The organism is Bacillus sp. 165 (assembly GCF_017742235.1).
Lineage (GTDB): Bacteria > Bacillota > Bacilli > Bacillales > Bacillaceae_G > JAGHKQ01.
This window is the reverse complement of the sequence record NZ_JAGHKQ010000002.1, coordinates 185803-200592: the sequence shown is the minus strand read 5'-3', so window position 1 is coordinate 200592 and position 14790 is coordinate 185803. Positions and strand designations below refer to the sequence as shown.

The following is a 14790-nucleotide window of genomic DNA, read 5'->3' as shown; positions in this document are numbered from 1 at the left end:
TATGCAAACATATCGAATTGCATTGGCCGGAAATCCAAATACCGGGAAAAGCACTCTTTTCAATACATTAACTGGACTGCGTCAGCATACAGGCAACTGGACAGGAAAGACAGTTATAAAAGCAGAAGGGGAATATGATCATAATGGAATAACATATACGGTTGTCGACCTTCCAGGGACGTACTCTTTATATTCCAACTCTGCCGATGAGGAAGTCGCGCGTGATTATATTTTATTCGATAAGCCCGATGTGACAGTTGTTGTGGTGGATGCGACAGCAATGGAACGAAATTTAAACTTGGCGCTTCAAGTATTGGAAATGACTTCTCGTGTAGTAGTCTGTATCAATTTAATTGATGAAGCTAAGAAAAAAGGCATTACTATTGATGAAAAGAATTTGTCTCAAAAGCTCGGTGTTCCAGTTATAAAAATATCTGCTAGAAACAAAACAGGCATTCCAGAGCTGCTAAACACGATTGAGCAAATGGCAAAAGGTTCAATCGCTACATCTCCTTATCAAGTAAAGTATAAAGAGGATATCGAAGACATGATTGCAAAGCTCGAACCGCAAATTCAAGCTGCTTTTGGCGATATTTATCCTGCACGCTGGATCGCACTTCGTATCCTCGACGGCGACAAAAAATTTCTGGAAACACTGCAGAAGCGTTATAAAAAACCCAGTATAAAGGAGGATGCAAAACATGGAGTCACGCTCAAGCAATCAGCCCCTTCCTCTGGATCATATCATTAATTATGCAGAAGGGTTTGTAAAGGAAGATATTCGCGATCACATTGTGGGAAGCATCTATCAATCTTCTAAACAATTATGTGACAATGTTGTCACATACAAAGATAAAAGTTTGTTACAACGCTCCGAAAAGCTGGATAAAGTTTTCACGTCTCCTATTTGGGGATTTCCCATTATGCTCATTCTGCTTGGGGTCGTATTTTACTTAACGATAGCCGGTGCAAATGTTCCTTCTGCTATGCTGGCCTCTTTCTTTAATTGGATTGAAGGATATTTGAAAATAGGCTTTGAAGCAGTACACTCACCAGATTGGTTATACGGCATTCTTGTGTTAGGGCTGTACCGAGGAACTGGCTGGGTTGTCAGTGTTATGCTGCCTCCGATGGCAATCTTTTTCCCTGTATTCGCCCTGTTAGAAAACTACGGATATCTGCCACGCGTAGCCTTTAATATGGACCGTTTGTTCAAACGGGCTGGTGCACATGGGAAACAATCTCTTACTATGGCAATGGGATTCGGCTGTAATGCCGCTGCTATCATGTCTACCCGTATTATAGAATCTCCTCGAGAACGCATGTTAGCCATTTTAACCAACAACTTTGTTCCATGTAACGGACGCTGGCCGACGCTGATTTTACTTGCCTCTTTATTTATGGCAGCAGGCTATACAGGAGGCATTCAAACATTAGTGACAGCGTTAACTCTTGTCGGTATGGTCTTATTTGGGATTGTTGTTACACTGACCGTTTCCTGGGTACTCTCTAAAACGGCTTTGCGCGGTGTTCCAACTCATTACACACTAGAACTGCCGCCATATCGCCGCCCGAAAATTATGCAGACTGTTGTACGGGCATCTATTGATAAATCCATTAACGTGCTGCGCCGCGCTGTTGTTGTAGCTGCTCCTGCTGGAATATTAACATGGGTGTTGGCAAACGTTTATATCGGGGATACTAGCATCCTTGTCCATTTTGTCAACTTCTTGGACCCATTTGCCCAGTTATTAGGAATGGATGGCTATATTTTAGCGGCCTTTATTATCGGACTGCCGGCTAACGAGATTGTTGTTCCTATTCTTCTGATGGCTTATTTGTCTACAGGAGCATTAACAGAAGTAGAAAGTATGACCGAATTAAAACAAATCTTCCTTAATCATGGGTGGACGTGGCTGACAGCGTTAAGCATGATGCTGTTTTCACTGCTTCATTTTCCATGCGGCACAACCTTGGTCAATATTTATAAGGAAACAAAAAGCAAAAAATGGACGTTCTTATCGTTCGCCATTCCAACCGGCATTGCGATTGCCGTTACCTTTATCGTAGCCCAAACAGTAAGAGCGTTAGGATTATTATAAACAAAAGCCGCTTTGGCGGCTTTTTCTAATTAAAATTTGAATCTATTTCTTATAACCACTTTTTCTTACACCTTTGGAAGCAGAAGTGTAAACGTGGAACCTTTTCCTACAACACTGCTCCTTAATACTAACTCTCCGCCTTGTGCTTCTGCTAGCATTTTACTTAACGGCAACCCGAGCCCTAAACCCCGTTTTTTATAATTACGCTCCTTACCTCTATAAAACCGTTCAAAAATGAGCGATTGTTCTTCTGCTAAAATACCTGTCCCTGTATCTGAAACGTCAACAGCCAGTTGTCTATTGTCTCGTTCATATAATGATACCTGTATTTCGCCCCCAGCTTGCACTGCTTCTTTTGCATTGTTCAATAAATTTAAAATAATTTGCTGAGTTCGATTAGTATCACCTATGGCTGTCATTTCATCTCTTATCTCTATACGTAAGGGAACAGTTTCATTACCATCAATTACTTGCCATTTTTGCACGGTTTGTAGCAACAGTTCCTTTACAGAAAACTCCCTATGCTCTACTGCCACTACCCCCGAAGCAAACGCATTAAAATCGAGCAATTCCTCTATCATGCTTTGAAGACGCTTAACTTCCTGCAGGGACATATCCAAAAACTCACCTGCCTCGTCACCTGTGACCACACCATCCTTAACCGCCTGTATGCATCCTCCTATAGAAGTGACAGGTGTTTTTAATTCATGTGTCACTCCTGCCAGCAGCATTGTCCGCAGCTCTTCCAGCTGTTTCAAACGATGAGCCATATCCTTAAAGGAAGTCGTTAATTCATATAATTCTTTTTCAGGTATATCCTCGTCTATTTCCACATCATAATTGCCCTTACTTACCTGCTTCGCCGCATACGCAACCTTGCGAATCGGATTTGCAAGCTTTTTTGAAAGCAAATAAATAACAAGCCAGCCCGAAAAGCAGAGCCCAATTAAAAATAAACTGAGCCGAGCATAATCTTTACGATTTTGTGAGGTGAGTTCAGATTTAGGAACAAAAAAATAGAGAGTTCCTACAAATCTTTCATTCCTTTCAATCGGATTACCAATCATATACCAAGTCGTATGATTGCTCGTTTCTATTTCTTTTGTTGCACTTTCGTAGGAAATCATATCGTTTCCTGCTAATATTTCTTCTACTCTTCCAACCTTGTTATTTTGAAAAATGACTTTTCCGTTCCCACTTACAATATAGATTGCAACGTTTTTACCAAATGGACGATTCTGATAAAACAGGCGAGCCCGCTGCTTGATTTGCTTATGTATACTGCCGTTTTGCTGCAAATCAAAAGTGCTTAGTTTTTCAGCAACATCTTGCGCAAACAGTTCAAATACACGCAGCCGATTTTCCAGTTTTGTATTTCGAATCCACCATCCCGATAACAGCGCAACAATGACTAGACTGCATAATAAAATGATAAAATACCGTTTCGTCCAATACTGCAGCAAGGGGATTTTTTTATTCATAGACACAAAATTGATACCCCAATCCTCGTAATGTTTTAATTTCTCCAGACATTGTATCCCATCCCTTCAGCGCTTTTCGCAATCGTTTAATAGACAAATCGACCGCTCTATCGCTGCCTTCATAATCCATTCCCCATATACAATCTAATAGCTGTTCCCGCGTAAAGGTTTGATTCGGATGCTCCGCTAAAAATAAAAGAACAGCCAAGTCTCTTGGCAATACTTCCACAGACACTCCTGCTACATAGACGTTTCGCCCCTTAATATCAATTTTTAAATTTCCATATACAATTCCTGTTGCCTTATCCGCTACATGTACAGACCTGCGCATCACAGCATGTACACGAGCTACAACCTCGTCTGGATCAAACGGTTTTGTAATATAATCGTCTGCCCCTTCAGAAAATCCTTGTAGTTTTTCCTTCATCTGTCCAAGCGCAGTCAGCATAATTACTGGACATGAACTCATCTGTCGAATTTGCTGTAAAATATCCCATCCGCTTCGATAGGGAAGCATCACATCAAGCAAAACTAAAGAAGGCTTATATTCAATGAAACAGTCCATCGCATTGCTGCCATCAGAGACAATCTTGACTTGAAATCCCGCTTGTTTTAAATAGGCGCTGAGTACTTTTGCAATCGCCATTTCATCTTCAATAATTAAGATTTTCTTCAAACGCCTTCCCCCCTTCTATTTTCATCCCTTATGAAAATCATCCAATGATGCTGTTCTCCTCTATTGTAATATGCACTTTTTTAAATCACAAAGAAGACTCGCCCAGGCAAGTCTTCTCCTTGATTAGTTACTATTAGCGTCATTTTTTTTCTGCTTTTTCTCTGCTCTTGCTTGTTTTATTTCTTCTTTCAATTCTTCTAATGATTTACCTTCAGTGGAAATGCCGAATTTATCTGCAGCTTGATAAATGCGCTCTTGTTTCCTCTCCTGCTTTGCTGCCTTCACTTCTGTACGAATTTGCTCATTGCTTTTCCCTTCTGTGCTAATCCCAAGCCGCTTTGCTTCAAAGTATAAATGTTCTTTCTTGTTTTCACCGATGGTTTGACGCACTTCTTTGCGAACCTCTTTACGTGTTTTACCATCGATATTTATACCTAAATAATCGGCTACTCGCTGCAGCCACTTTGTTACAACCGTTTTCGATTCTACGTTCACTTGCGGTGTTTGTTGAGCCGTATCGTCTGATGACGCAAAGGTTGTTCCTGTTCCAATCAGACTTCCCAATGTAATAGCTCCTGCTAATGTAAATACCATTGTTTTCTTTTTCATGTCATAGACCTCCTTTATGTGCCTTTCACTTTGAATGATAGAGTGCCAATATGTCAGGAGTATGTCCAAATGAAAAGATAGTAAATCTTCTATTCATCAATGCTATGTACGTTTATAAACATAATCTGGAAATTTTTACACATACTAGAAAAGCGCTATATATCTCAAATTTATAGGTGAAAACATGAAAAACTTAGTTAAAATCCTAATTATAGGACAATTATTATTTTTATTAATCTTATCAACAGGGTTATTAAATCACGTCCTTCTGATTCCAAGTCTTTTACAGGCTTCTGGTCGAGACAGCTGGGTAAGTGTACTTGTTTCCTATCCGGTAGCATTGTTATTGATTGTCTGTATTTATTATATAGCAAAGCATACTCGAGAGGGATTTTTCGCTGCAGTCCGCAAAAGATTTGGGAGTATTATGTACTATATATTAGGAGCTCCCGTCATTCTTTTTTTAATCGTTAGTTCGTACATAACATTAAAGGATTTAATCATTTGGTTAAATGCATATTTTTTAGCTGATACTCCGCAGCTCCTGATTACGATTCTTCTTATTATTGTATGCTTTATTGTGACACTTGCAGGAATTAAACATATGGCAATCTCTGCAGGGATGTTGTTTTTATTTGTCGTGTTATTTGGGACATTTATTGCTTTAACAAATACAACTCAAAAAGACCCCTCCCTGTTATTTCCGATTATGTCAAATGGAACGATGCCTGTTGCAAAAGGGATGATCTATACATTATCAGGATTATTAGAGGTGTATTTAATTGTCCTTTTACAGCCTTACATGCAAGATACTCTTAAAATGAAGCATTTGATTATTTTAGTCACCTTTTTAGCCATTCTTATACTCGGCCCTTTGTCAGCAGCAATCATGGAGTTTGGACCAACAGAAGCCAATAACATGAGGTATCCCGCATATGAAGAGTGGAGAATACTAAGTATTGGAGAATATATTTCTCACTTGGATTTTTTCGCTCTATATCAATGGTTATCTGGTGCGATTATTCGAGTCGGATTGTTTATGTTTTTAGCAGGGGCTTTTTTTACAAAGAAGATTCAGCACTATAAACTTAATCTATTTTTAGTAATATTTTTATATATGTCACTACTATTCGCCTTGCTCATGCTGAAAATCGAGACATACTTTTTCTACGAATGGCTTTATCGCTATTTCTTCCCGGCTTGTATGATTTTTTTTGTGGGACAAATATTGCTTTCAACGCTCATTGTAATTTTTATGAAGAAAAGAGGCAGCTCAGATGACAGAACAAAAACAGAACTTGACACCTCCTCTTAATAGCAATGAAGATTATATTAGTTCGATACTGGAACAATTACATACTATGTTTTTGCATAGTCAGGATTTGCTTTTCAAAAAACATGAGATTCATGGCATAGACATGCAGCTTATATATTTTGCGAGCTTAACTAACAGTCACTATTTAGATCAATTTATTTTACCTAGGCTTGAAGCTCATACTACTCCGCAAAAATTGCTGCGTTCACTGTTTCAAGTCGAAGAGGTTACACAGCATTCCATTGATTCATTGTCACATTTTTTGTTTACAGGAAATGTCCTATTCATCTTTCAAGATTCGATTTTCACAATTAATATCAGCGAACTGCCAAAGCGAACACCTGAAGAGTCCGCGATCGAAACTTCCATACGAGGCGCTAAGGATGGGTTTGTGGAGGATATAACAACCAATATTTCCTTAGTTCGCCGGAGACTGCATACACCATCTTTATGTGTGGAGAAGTACTCGATTGGGGTCCGCAGTAAAACAGAAGTAGCCCTTCTATATTTAGGCGATGTCATTAATAAAAATGTATTAAATGAAATTCAAACGAGACTGGAAAAAGTAGAGATTGATATACTGACAACAATCCATGAGCTAGAAGTGAGTGTGGGGGATCACCCTTACAGTATGTTTCCAACAATGGATTATACCGGCAGACCTGATTTTATTGTGGAAGCTTTGAATCAAGGCCGTTTCGCCTTAATGGTGGATGGAAACCCTACCGTTTCTATCGCACCTATTGGTCTGTTGACACAAACAAAATCACCTGAAGACACGTATCTTAGCTATACGATTGTTTCTGTCGAAAGATTGATTCGATTGTTGGCCCTATTTATCTCTGGATTTCTGCCAAGCATATGGGTAGCCTTTTCTGCCTATAATATTGAACAAATCCCCTATCTATTAGTCGCTACCATTGCTGTTTCAAGATTCGGCTTGCCATTAGGAGCGCCAATCGAAATGTTTATTATATTATTTTTATTTGAACTATTTAATGAAGCAGGCGTTCGCTTGCCAAGATCAATTGGACAAACGGTTGCTGTTCTGGGCGGATTAGTTGTAGGTGATGCGGCTATACGTGCAGGACTGACCTCACCAACAATGCTCGTGGTGGCGGCAATTACATATGTTTCATCATTCACTTTAGTCAATCAATCACTAAGCTCCGGGGTTACCTTCATACGATTTTTCATGCTCATACTTACTACATTTTTCGGATTGTTCGGTGTCACAATAGGCTTTATATTAACAATTTTTTATTTATCTACAATCTCATCGTTTGGTGTTCCTTATCTAAGTTCAATTGCTCCTATCAAAATGAGTGAAGTAATACGAGGCTATATAAGACTACCAAGAAATTTATACAAGAAGCGTACGTCTTCTACCCATCCAAATGATTCAACGAGGAAAGATTCCCAATGAAAAAATATCTTATACTTCTACTGTGTTGTATGATGGTTTCCGGTTGTTCAGGTTTAAAAAATATTCAGGATGTAGCATATGTAATCGGGATTGGTGTAGATTATGATCAAGATCATAAGGAATATATCATCTATTTACAAGGATTGAGTTTTACCAATGTAGCCAAACTAGAAGGACAAAGTTTTACACAATTAGTTCCTGTTTATATTGGATCAGCAAGGGGCGAGACATTAAATTTAGCTGTTCGTAAATTATATAAATTATCGAATCCCCCTCTATTTTTTGGACACCTCAGAACAATTGTACTAACGGAGCGTGTGAGTAATAACAAGATTAAACAATTTTTAGAAGAAGTCGGAAGAAACCGCTCTGTGCGAGGTACTATGCGGGTATTTATGACAAATGAAAAAATAGAAGATGTTTTTAAAATCCATGGGTTATTCAATTACCCTCCTCTCTATACCATTTTATATAAAGAAAGCAAGGAGAAGCTTTTTAAAGATGAAATTCGTCCTGTGTCCTTAATGCAATTTTTACGAAAATATTATGAGCCAATGGGAGCAGCAAAGCTTCCTCTCTTAAAAATTGATCAGGATGCTTGGAAAGCAGGTAAAAAATACCCTAGTATTTTTATTGACGGTTATTCAGTGTTCCAAAGCGAGGAAAACAAAGGAACTATCACGAAAGAAGACGCCTTGCTTATCGATTGGATATTAGAAAAAAGAAACTCCCTTACTTTACAATTGAAAGAAGATGATGAATTGATTGCGGTGGTCGACTTAGGTCATCCTAAACTGAAAGTTACATATAAAAAGGGGACAGACTACCCAATATTCACAATGCAGCTTTCTGTTCAGGGAGAATTAGTAGAAAAAAGAAAGCATATTCCATACGATGAGCTAGCTTCAAAAATCAAACAGAAGATTTCAAACAAGGTAAATAAAGTGTATGAAAAAGGCAGAAACAGAGGTATCGATAGTTTCGACATTGGAGAGAAATGGTATCGCAAGCATCCTAAGGAATATCATGACCTTCAAAAAAATCCTTCCTTTTACTTACATGAAAATTCATTGCAAAAATTAAAGGTTGAGGTTGAAATAAATAACTTTAATAGCTATAGGTATAATACAAAGAACAAATAACAGTATATATTCATTCTCTCTCTTTCTGCTCGGCTATTTACACAAATAAACCCGGTGCCTTGGGCACCGGGTTTATTTGCTAGTGAGTGAGGGCACAGCCTCTCTTATATGAAATCGATTACTTATTAGATTCAGCAGTTACTTTAGATAAACGCATCCGAAACTCTGTTAATTCTTTCATAAAGCTGTGGAACTCTGGAATACTCATTTGTTGCGCCGAATCCGACAAAGCTACCGCTGGGTCTGGATGCACCTCTGCCATAACAGCATCAGCTCCGATTGCTAACGCGGCTCTAGCAGCTGGAAGCAATAAATCCTTACGCCCTGTTGAATGCGTGACATCCACTATAACCGGTAAGTGTGTTTCTTGTTTTAAAATCGGAACTGCCGAAATATCTAATGTATTACGCGTCGCTCTTTCATATGTTCGAATACCGCGTTCACATAAAATAATTTGGTCATTTCCTTGCGAGATAATATATTCGGCAGCATTAATAAATTCTTCAATGGTCGCAGCCAATCCCCGTTTTAATAATACAGGTTTATTTACTCGCCCTGCTGCTTTTAATAAATCAAAATTTTGCATATTACGGGCACCAATTTGAATAACATCTACATACTGTAAGGACATTTCTATATCATTTGGATTTAAAATTTCACTGATGACTGCCAAACTAAATTCGTCTGCCACCTCACGTAAAATTTTCAAACCTTCTTCTCCCAGTCCCTGAAAATCGTATGGAGAGGTGCGCGGTTTAAATGCTCCGCCTCGAATTAAGCTCACTCCTTGATCTTTCAACGCTTTTGCAACTTGACGAACTTGTTCATAGCTCTCTACTGCACATGGGCCCATAATAAAGTGCTGACTTCCGTCACCAAGCTTCACCCCTTTTACATCGACAACCGTGTTGCTTGGTTTTTTCTTACGAGATACTAATAATGCTTTGCGATGATCATCCTCTTGCAGTTCCAGACTTGTTTGAAAAATAGTTTTAAAGATATGCTGAATTGTTGATGTTTCAAAAGGACCATTGTTATGTTCCGCTAATAAATCCAGCACTTGCCGTTCGCGTACCGGATCGAATCGCTTAATGCCGTGTGCAGCCTTTACTAGCCCTATTTCTTGGACCACCTTTGCACGTTCATTCAATAAATGTAAAATTTCCAGGTTAATTTCGTCTACCTTTTGACGCAGCATTTCCAAATTTTGTTTACTCATAAATTTCACTCCTTAATTTTTGTAAATGGCTTGCCAATCTTTTTTCTCTGCATCACCCCTTTAAAAAACAGAAACGCCCCTATCGATTTTCTCGATAGGGGCGTAATATACGCGGTACCACCCTATTTGTGAACTACTGTTCACCTCTTCGTTACTATAACGGCTTGCACCGTCTTTCCCTTCATAAAGGTCTCCCTTTACTACGAAAAAGATGCTCCGGGATTGTATTCATGCTCACTATTGTACTGATTCTCACCAACCATCAGCTCTCTGAAACAACAACTGTGCACTACTGTTTCCCTTCTTCGCTTAATTATCCAATTGTATATAAAAACGCCCCTATCGATTTTCTCGATAGGGACGTAATATACGCGGTACCACCCTATTTGTGAACTATTGTTCACCTCTTCATTAGTATAACGGCTTATACCGTCTTTCCCTTCATAAAGGCTTCCCTTTACTACGAAAAAGATGCTCCAGGACTGTACTTCACGCTCATCTTTATACTGATTCTCACCAACCATCAGCTCTCTAAAATAGGGAGATGAACACTATTTTATCCGTTCTTCGCATGTTTATTTTTTGATTTTTCTAAATAATAAATCATTTTATGATTTGTATTATAAGATTGCTATACCCTAATTGTCAATAACTTTTTTACATTTTTTACTATATTTTTTCAATCCAACATATTGCTTACCTGTCAAAAAAGCTGTGAAGAGTGTCTTCACAGCTTTCTCTTAATCTAGAATTATCAACTTTACTCTCTTTCTGCCCCACTGAATCGCAGCTGCATTGCTTGGCATTAATACGTCAATTTTATGGCCAATGATCGCACTGCCTGTGTCACCGGCAATCGCTTCTCCATATCCTTCTACCCATACTCTAGAATGCGGGGGGATAACGGTTGGGTCTATCGCGATCATCTTCATATCTGGATTTGTTCCAATATCATAGCCGTATTTTGTAATTCTCTCATGTGTAGGACTTCCCTCTACGCTGTATGCGGTCGCTTCCACATACATTTCCTTCCCGCTTGCAGGAGGAACAGGTGGCTGAGGATTTGTAACTTCTGCTTCTTTCTCCGCTTCAGCTGCTGCTCTTGCCGCTTCCTGTTCCTTTGCAATGGCTGCTTGAATATTTTTCAGACTTGCTTGTAAGGATGCTTTTTCATTTTCTGCTACTGTAATTTGACTTGTAATTTCATTATATTTTACCTGTACTGCTTGCAAAGACTCTTGCTTCTTTTGCAAATTGGCTTCAAGTTCCGCTTCTTTTGCCGCTAAAAGCTCTTTATCCACTCGCAGCGCTTGTTCTTGTTGATTGATAATCTCTTTATCTTTTTCAATTTGCTCTAGATCTTCTTTTTGCATAACCAGTATATCTTTATCCGCATTTAAAATGGTAGCTGCTGCACTTGCACGCTCGAAAAATTCTGCAATACTATCAGAGTTCACCAATACACTGATAATTAGATTCGTATTATCATTACTTTGAAGAGAAATCATCCGGTTTTTTATAATGTTTTTCCTCATGTGTACCTTATCTTCCAACAGGATAATCTCTTCCTTTTTTTGTTCAATGAGCTTATTCGTTTTTTCTATCTTTTCTTGAATTTGCTTTTGCTCTCTTTTATTTTCGTTGATAACCTCATTCAAGCTCTCCAACTCTTGCTCTAATGTATGTATCTCTTTCGTGATTGCTTGCTTTTCTTGTTCTTTCTGCTTTAAATTGGTGTCATTATGCTGCAGTTGATCTTGCATATTGTTCCATGTTTCCTGATTCGTTTGTGCCCAAACAGCAGACGTTCCTGTTATACATAACACACCCGCTAGCACACAACTGCCGATACGCCTCGTATAGCTCATGAAAGTCCTCCTTTATTTCTGCGAAAAAGCATCCTACCCTTGTCCCAAGAGGCATACTTGTGTCCCTACACATCCTATATATCCCTTAGCAAAATATACCTTTTTACAAGAATACCATATTCTGAGTTTGAGAGCAAAACAACACCCCAATATGTATACCCCTCTTACTAAAAAAGCACACCGTTTATACGGTGTGCTCCCCCATTAATATGTTAAACATTGTCCGATAACCCAGCCAATCGATAATGATAAAAGCAATATCATAATACCAACTGCTTTATTATCTTCTTCAATTGCTTTGCTTATACTGAAACGAATAGTAATCAGCTCCGCCAAATAGAAAAAAACGATCTGGGCAGCAATTCCAACTGCACCCCAAATTAACATATCTGCGATAGATAAAGAGTTTGCAATCGCAGACCCTAACACAAACGCTAATCCTAGCAGTTTCCCTCCAATTGACATGGCTGCAGCTTGATTTCCTTGTCCGATCAGCTGAAACTCTTTTGTTTTTGTTGTCAGCTCAAACACAAGCAGCCCAACAAATAATAACCCTATCCCCGCACCTGCGTACCATAAAAAACTTACAAACAGTTCCATTATTCTCTCCTTTCCCACAGCAAGATGTCCGCTGCCATAATACATATTATTGTTTCTATTATTTCATATTTACTGCCGGATAAAAATGGTTTTGGGACATTTTTTTAAAATTCATATAAAAGGCAATACATGTCTGGCTTGCAGATCTAATATAGAAAAACAATATAAAAATAAGTATACCAAGTATAAAATCGTCGAATACAAGTAGAGCCACTACCATTTTAGGTTGTGGCCCTTTTTTATGAGAAAGTATAAGATTGATTACTTTTTAAACTAAAGACTTTTATTCCTCACAATATTTCACTATGAGGTTACTTTACTTAGGTCGATTAATTATTCCCTTTAAATTTAATTTATCCAGCTTAGTGTTTATTTTTGTGTTTACTTTTGATAGTTTAGCTAAATCAGAAGCAAGTTCAGCTACTCCAACTTTAACGACATGCAATACACTGCTTACTGCACTAGCAACATAGTCATCTGCTACGGGGTTTATTCCATCCCCAACAGTTTCAATTTTGCCAAGGGAGGCAAGAACTTCAGGACTAATTTGATTATGTAGACCTTCTGCCTGAAGTTCCTTAATTAAAGCCTGTGACATACCTGACATTGCAGCTTGAATTAACTTCGGATTCTTTTCCATTAATTCAGCTAACTTTTCCATTTCCTCTTTGTTAACAGGCATAAATATCCCCCTTTATTTTTTGCAGATTTTCAATTAACAACTCATTAGTATATTTTTGCATAGCATCTTTCACCATCCAGAAGTTATCCTGCTGCCTCAAATTATTACACATATAACATACAGAATATTCTCTTTTAGGTAAAAAATATGTTGGGTGATACCTTTGTACAATTTTCTCTAATTCATCCAAACCACGATGGGTAATAATTTTAAGATACATGTCGCTTAACATATTTACTAATACTTCTGGCATTGTTTGACGATACAAATTGCCAACAACAAATACACCGTCATCTAAGCAAACAGAGCAACAAGGGTCTACATCACCGTTTGGTTGAATAACCATTTGAACTCGAGGGCAAAATAAATGCTCAAGACTACTAGATTTGAAACTTTCCTTCGGTAATTGTTTAGCTCTACCCACCGGTAAAACGTAATGACTTTCATCCCAAATAATATGCGGGTGATATTCTGGTTCAAAATAATCTTTTGCTGAACCTTCGCCGCTTTTAAAATGACTAGTGACAGCTACTGTCAAACCACATTCCAAAGCTATTTTAACTGCTGCTGTTGAATGCTTTAATGGAACCCATTCGATATGACTGGGGTCAATGGAAACAGCAATTTCCTTTAATCCTAATTCCATCAAACGTTTTAATTGAACGCGCGCTCGGTCAGGATTTTGCCCCCAAAACCCATTGGTCGTTATGGATGTTTTAAAGTCATACTCATGAAGATATTCATGAATTTTCTCCATTTCTTGATAACGCAGAAATACTTCTCCTCCAGTAAATCCTGCTGTTCGGCAATAAGGGACATATTCAACAAAATCTTTAATCCACTGCTTAGCATATTCAGGATCTATTACTCCCTTTTTTAGTGGTCCATCATCATTGCAACAAAAATCACAAAAGGCATTACATTGACGCGTTAAACTGAATACTAAATCATGAATTTTGATATGACCATTAATACTTGTAGTCATTTAACCCTCCCCTGGTAAAAAATATTTACATATCCATAAACAAATACTTTCTATATATATGACAAGTCTTGTTATTTTAAGAATATTTAATCCTTTAGATTTCTAAAAAAATTCTTTGGCTTAATTGATAATATATCCTAAGAGGTATACTTGTACCCCTATACAGTCTTTGCATCTATTCCTTAGCAAAATATACATTTTACAAGAAGAGCATATTCTGAGTTTGAGAGCAGTACAGCATCCCTATGCCGCACGGCTTAATTTTTAGTTGTAGAGACATTCGATGTACTCGAAAATGACTTACTTCCCTTCCGCCCTCGTTTTAAACTTCCTTGGATACAGCCACTCTTTTTTTCAACAAGGTGTGATTACCGCAATTTTCGTAACAGTCTCCTTTTCGGCTCATGCTTACTTCCATATTATATAAATGGACTGATTCGTAAAAACCAATCAGTCCATAATTAATTATATTACTCCATTAAAGTACCCTTTTCTGGAACAAGAATATTAGGTCATTAATTCATTACATCCATGCAACTAAATTTGGTTCGAAAGCCATTCGAATTGTTTACCATCTTACAATCAACTTCCAAAAGAACAACTAAGAGCGATAACGCAACCGATTGATAATGATTGAGTGCCTTGAAGGTTTTGGTGCAAGTCTGCAAATAAAAAAATAGAAGCG

The 14790-nt window shown here is 38.0% G+C and carries 13 protein-coding genes and 2 other annotated features; of the genes, 5 read left to right on the top strand and 8 right to left on the bottom strand.

Annotation, left to right across the window (positions count from 1 at the left end):
• The first annotated feature begins 1 nt into the window (after position 1).
• The gene (locus J7Q84_RS04845) at positions 2 to 751 is read left to right on the top strand and encodes a FeoB small GTPase domain-containing protein (RefSeq protein WP_209093309.1); all 750 of its coding nucleotides are present in this window, start codon (positions 2 to 4) and stop codon (positions 749 to 751) included.
• Positions 702 to 2102: a ferrous iron transporter B gene (locus tag J7Q84_RS04840; protein WP_209093308.1), complete on the top strand. Its 1401-nt coding sequence runs from the start codon at positions 702 to 704 to the stop codon at positions 2100 to 2102. The genes J7Q84_RS04845 and J7Q84_RS04840 overlap by 50 nt, the downstream gene beginning before the upstream one ends.
• Before the next feature lie 65 nt (positions 2103 to 2167).
• Here the strand turns inward: J7Q84_RS04840 and J7Q84_RS04835 are convergent, their stop codons facing one another.
• The 3 genes from J7Q84_RS04835 to J7Q84_RS04825 all read right to left on the bottom strand — a co-directional run bounded on the left by J7Q84_RS04835 (position 2168) and on the right by J7Q84_RS04825 (position 4868).
• Positions 2168 to 3583 carry a HAMP domain-containing sensor histidine kinase gene (locus J7Q84_RS04835; protein ID WP_247739098.1) on the bottom strand — a complete coding sequence of 472 codons (1416 nt, stop codon included), beginning with the start codon at positions 3581 to 3583 and terminating at the stop codon, positions 2168 to 2170.
• Positions 3576 to 4259 carry a response regulator transcription factor gene (locus J7Q84_RS04830; protein ID WP_209093306.1) on the bottom strand — a complete coding sequence of 228 codons (684 nt, stop codon included), beginning with the start codon at positions 4257 to 4259 and terminating at the stop codon, positions 3576 to 3578. Before J7Q84_RS04830 ends, J7Q84_RS04835 begins: the two co-directional genes overlap by 8 nt.
• Positions 4260 to 4382: 123 nt before the next feature.
• Positions 4383 to 4868 (bottom strand): hypothetical protein, encoded by a 486-nt coding sequence (locus tag J7Q84_RS04825; protein ID WP_209093305.1) that lies wholly within the window; start codon positions 4866 to 4868, stop codon positions 4383 to 4385.
• Positions 4869 to 5052: 184 nt separating this feature from the next.
• Here J7Q84_RS04825 and J7Q84_RS04820 point away from each other — a divergent pair, with 184 nt between their 5' ends.
• From J7Q84_RS04820 to J7Q84_RS04810, 3 genes are read left to right on the top strand one after another with little or no spacing between them, the layout of a single operon-like run.
• The gene (locus J7Q84_RS04820) at positions 5053 to 6183 is read left to right on the top strand and encodes an endospore germination permease (RefSeq protein ID WP_209093304.1); all 1131 of its coding nucleotides are present in this window, start codon (positions 5053 to 5055) and stop codon (positions 6181 to 6183) included.
• Positions 6146 to 7609 carry a spore germination protein gene (locus J7Q84_RS04815; protein ID WP_247739087.1) on the top strand — a complete coding sequence of 488 codons (1464 nt, stop codon included), beginning with the start codon at positions 6146 to 6148 and terminating at the stop codon, positions 7607 to 7609. Before J7Q84_RS04820 ends, J7Q84_RS04815 begins: the two co-directional genes overlap by 38 nt.
• Complete coding sequence (locus tag J7Q84_RS04810) at positions 7606 to 8751, top strand: Ger(x)C family spore germination protein (protein ID WP_209093303.1); 1146 nt, start codon at positions 7606 to 7608, stop codon at positions 8749 to 8751. The genes J7Q84_RS04815 and J7Q84_RS04810 overlap by 4 nt, the downstream gene beginning before the upstream one ends.
• A gap of 118 nt (positions 8752 to 8869) precedes the next feature.
• Here J7Q84_RS04810 and J7Q84_RS04805 read toward each other — a convergent pair whose 3' ends face one another.
• The 5 genes from J7Q84_RS04805 to J7Q84_RS04785 all read right to left on the bottom strand — a co-directional run bounded on the left by J7Q84_RS04805 (position 8870) and on the right by J7Q84_RS04785 (position 14105).
• Positions 8870 to 9970, bottom strand: a complete 1101-nt coding sequence (locus J7Q84_RS04805; RefSeq protein WP_209093302.1) for a bifunctional 3-deoxy-7-phosphoheptulonate synthase/chorismate mutase — start codon at positions 9968 to 9970, stop codon at positions 8870 to 8872.
• Positions 9971 to 10063: 93 nt separating this feature from the next.
• Positions 10064 to 10285 (bottom strand) — a binding site (T-box leader).
• Between the two features lie 38 nt (positions 10286 to 10323).
• Positions 10324 to 10547: a binding site (T-box leader), on the bottom strand.
• Between the two features lie 163 nt (positions 10548 to 10710).
• Positions 10711 to 11838 (bottom strand): 3D domain-containing protein, encoded by a 1128-nt coding sequence (locus tag J7Q84_RS04800; RefSeq protein WP_209093301.1) that lies wholly within the window; start codon positions 11836 to 11838, stop codon positions 10711 to 10713.
• Between the two features lie 204 nt (positions 11839 to 12042).
• Complete coding sequence (locus J7Q84_RS04795; protein WP_209093300.1) at positions 12043 to 12438, bottom strand: DUF350 domain-containing protein; 396 nt, start codon at positions 12436 to 12438, stop codon at positions 12043 to 12045.
• Positions 12439 to 12754: 316 nt separating this feature from the next.
• Positions 12755 to 13120 carry a hypothetical protein gene (locus tag J7Q84_RS04790; RefSeq protein WP_209093299.1) on the bottom strand — a complete coding sequence of 122 codons (366 nt, stop codon included), beginning with the start codon at positions 13118 to 13120 and terminating at the stop codon, positions 12755 to 12757.
• Positions 13110 to 14105: a radical SAM/SPASM domain-containing protein gene (locus tag J7Q84_RS04785; protein WP_209093298.1), complete on the bottom strand. Its 996-nt coding sequence runs from the start codon at positions 14103 to 14105 to the stop codon at positions 13110 to 13112. Before J7Q84_RS04785 ends, J7Q84_RS04790 begins: the two co-directional genes overlap by 11 nt.
• Positions 14106 to 14790: the final 685 nt, after the last annotated feature.

Bases quoted from the DNA above. Each gene is read 5' to 3' on its own strand.
- J7Q84_RS04790 (WP_209093299.1), bottom strand. From the start codon at position 13,120: ATGCCTGTTAACAAAGAGGAAATGGAAAAGTTAGCTGAATTAATGGAA.
- J7Q84_RS04785 (WP_209093298.1), bottom strand. From the start codon at position 14,105: ATGACTACAAGTATTAATGGTCATATCAAAATTCATGATTTAGTATTC.
- J7Q84_RS04815 (WP_247739087.1), top strand. From the start codon at position 6,146: ATGACAGAACAAAAACAGAACTTGACACCTCCTCTTAATAGCAATGAA.
- J7Q84_RS04800 (WP_209093301.1), bottom strand. From the start codon at position 11,838: ATGAGCTATACGAGGCGTATCGGCAGTTGTGTGCTAGCGGGTGTGTTA.
- J7Q84_RS04845 (WP_209093309.1), top strand. From the start codon at position 2: ATGCAAACATATCGAATTGCATTGGCCGGAAATCCAAATACCGGGAAA.
- J7Q84_RS04805 (WP_209093302.1), bottom strand. From the start codon at position 9,970: ATGAGTAAACAAAATTTGGAAATGCTGCGTCAAAAGGTAGACGAAATT.
- J7Q84_RS04825 (WP_209093305.1), bottom strand. From the start codon at position 4,868: ATGAAAAAGAAAACAATGGTATTTACATTAGCAGGAGCTATTACATTG.
- J7Q84_RS04795 (WP_209093300.1), bottom strand. From the start codon at position 12,438: ATGGAACTGTTTGTAAGTTTTTTATGGTACGCAGGTGCGGGGATAGGG.
- J7Q84_RS04840 (WP_209093308.1), top strand. From the start codon at position 702: ATGGAGTCACGCTCAAGCAATCAGCCCCTTCCTCTGGATCATATCATT.
- J7Q84_RS04835 (WP_247739098.1), bottom strand. From the start codon at position 3,583: ATGAATAAAAAAATCCCCTTGCTGCAGTATTGGACGAAACGGTATTTT.
- J7Q84_RS04810 (WP_209093303.1), top strand. From the start codon at position 7,606: ATGAAAAAATATCTTATACTTCTACTGTGTTGTATGATGGTTTCCGGT.
- J7Q84_RS04820 (WP_209093304.1), top strand. From the start codon at position 5,053: ATGAAAAACTTAGTTAAAATCCTAATTATAGGACAATTATTATTTTTA.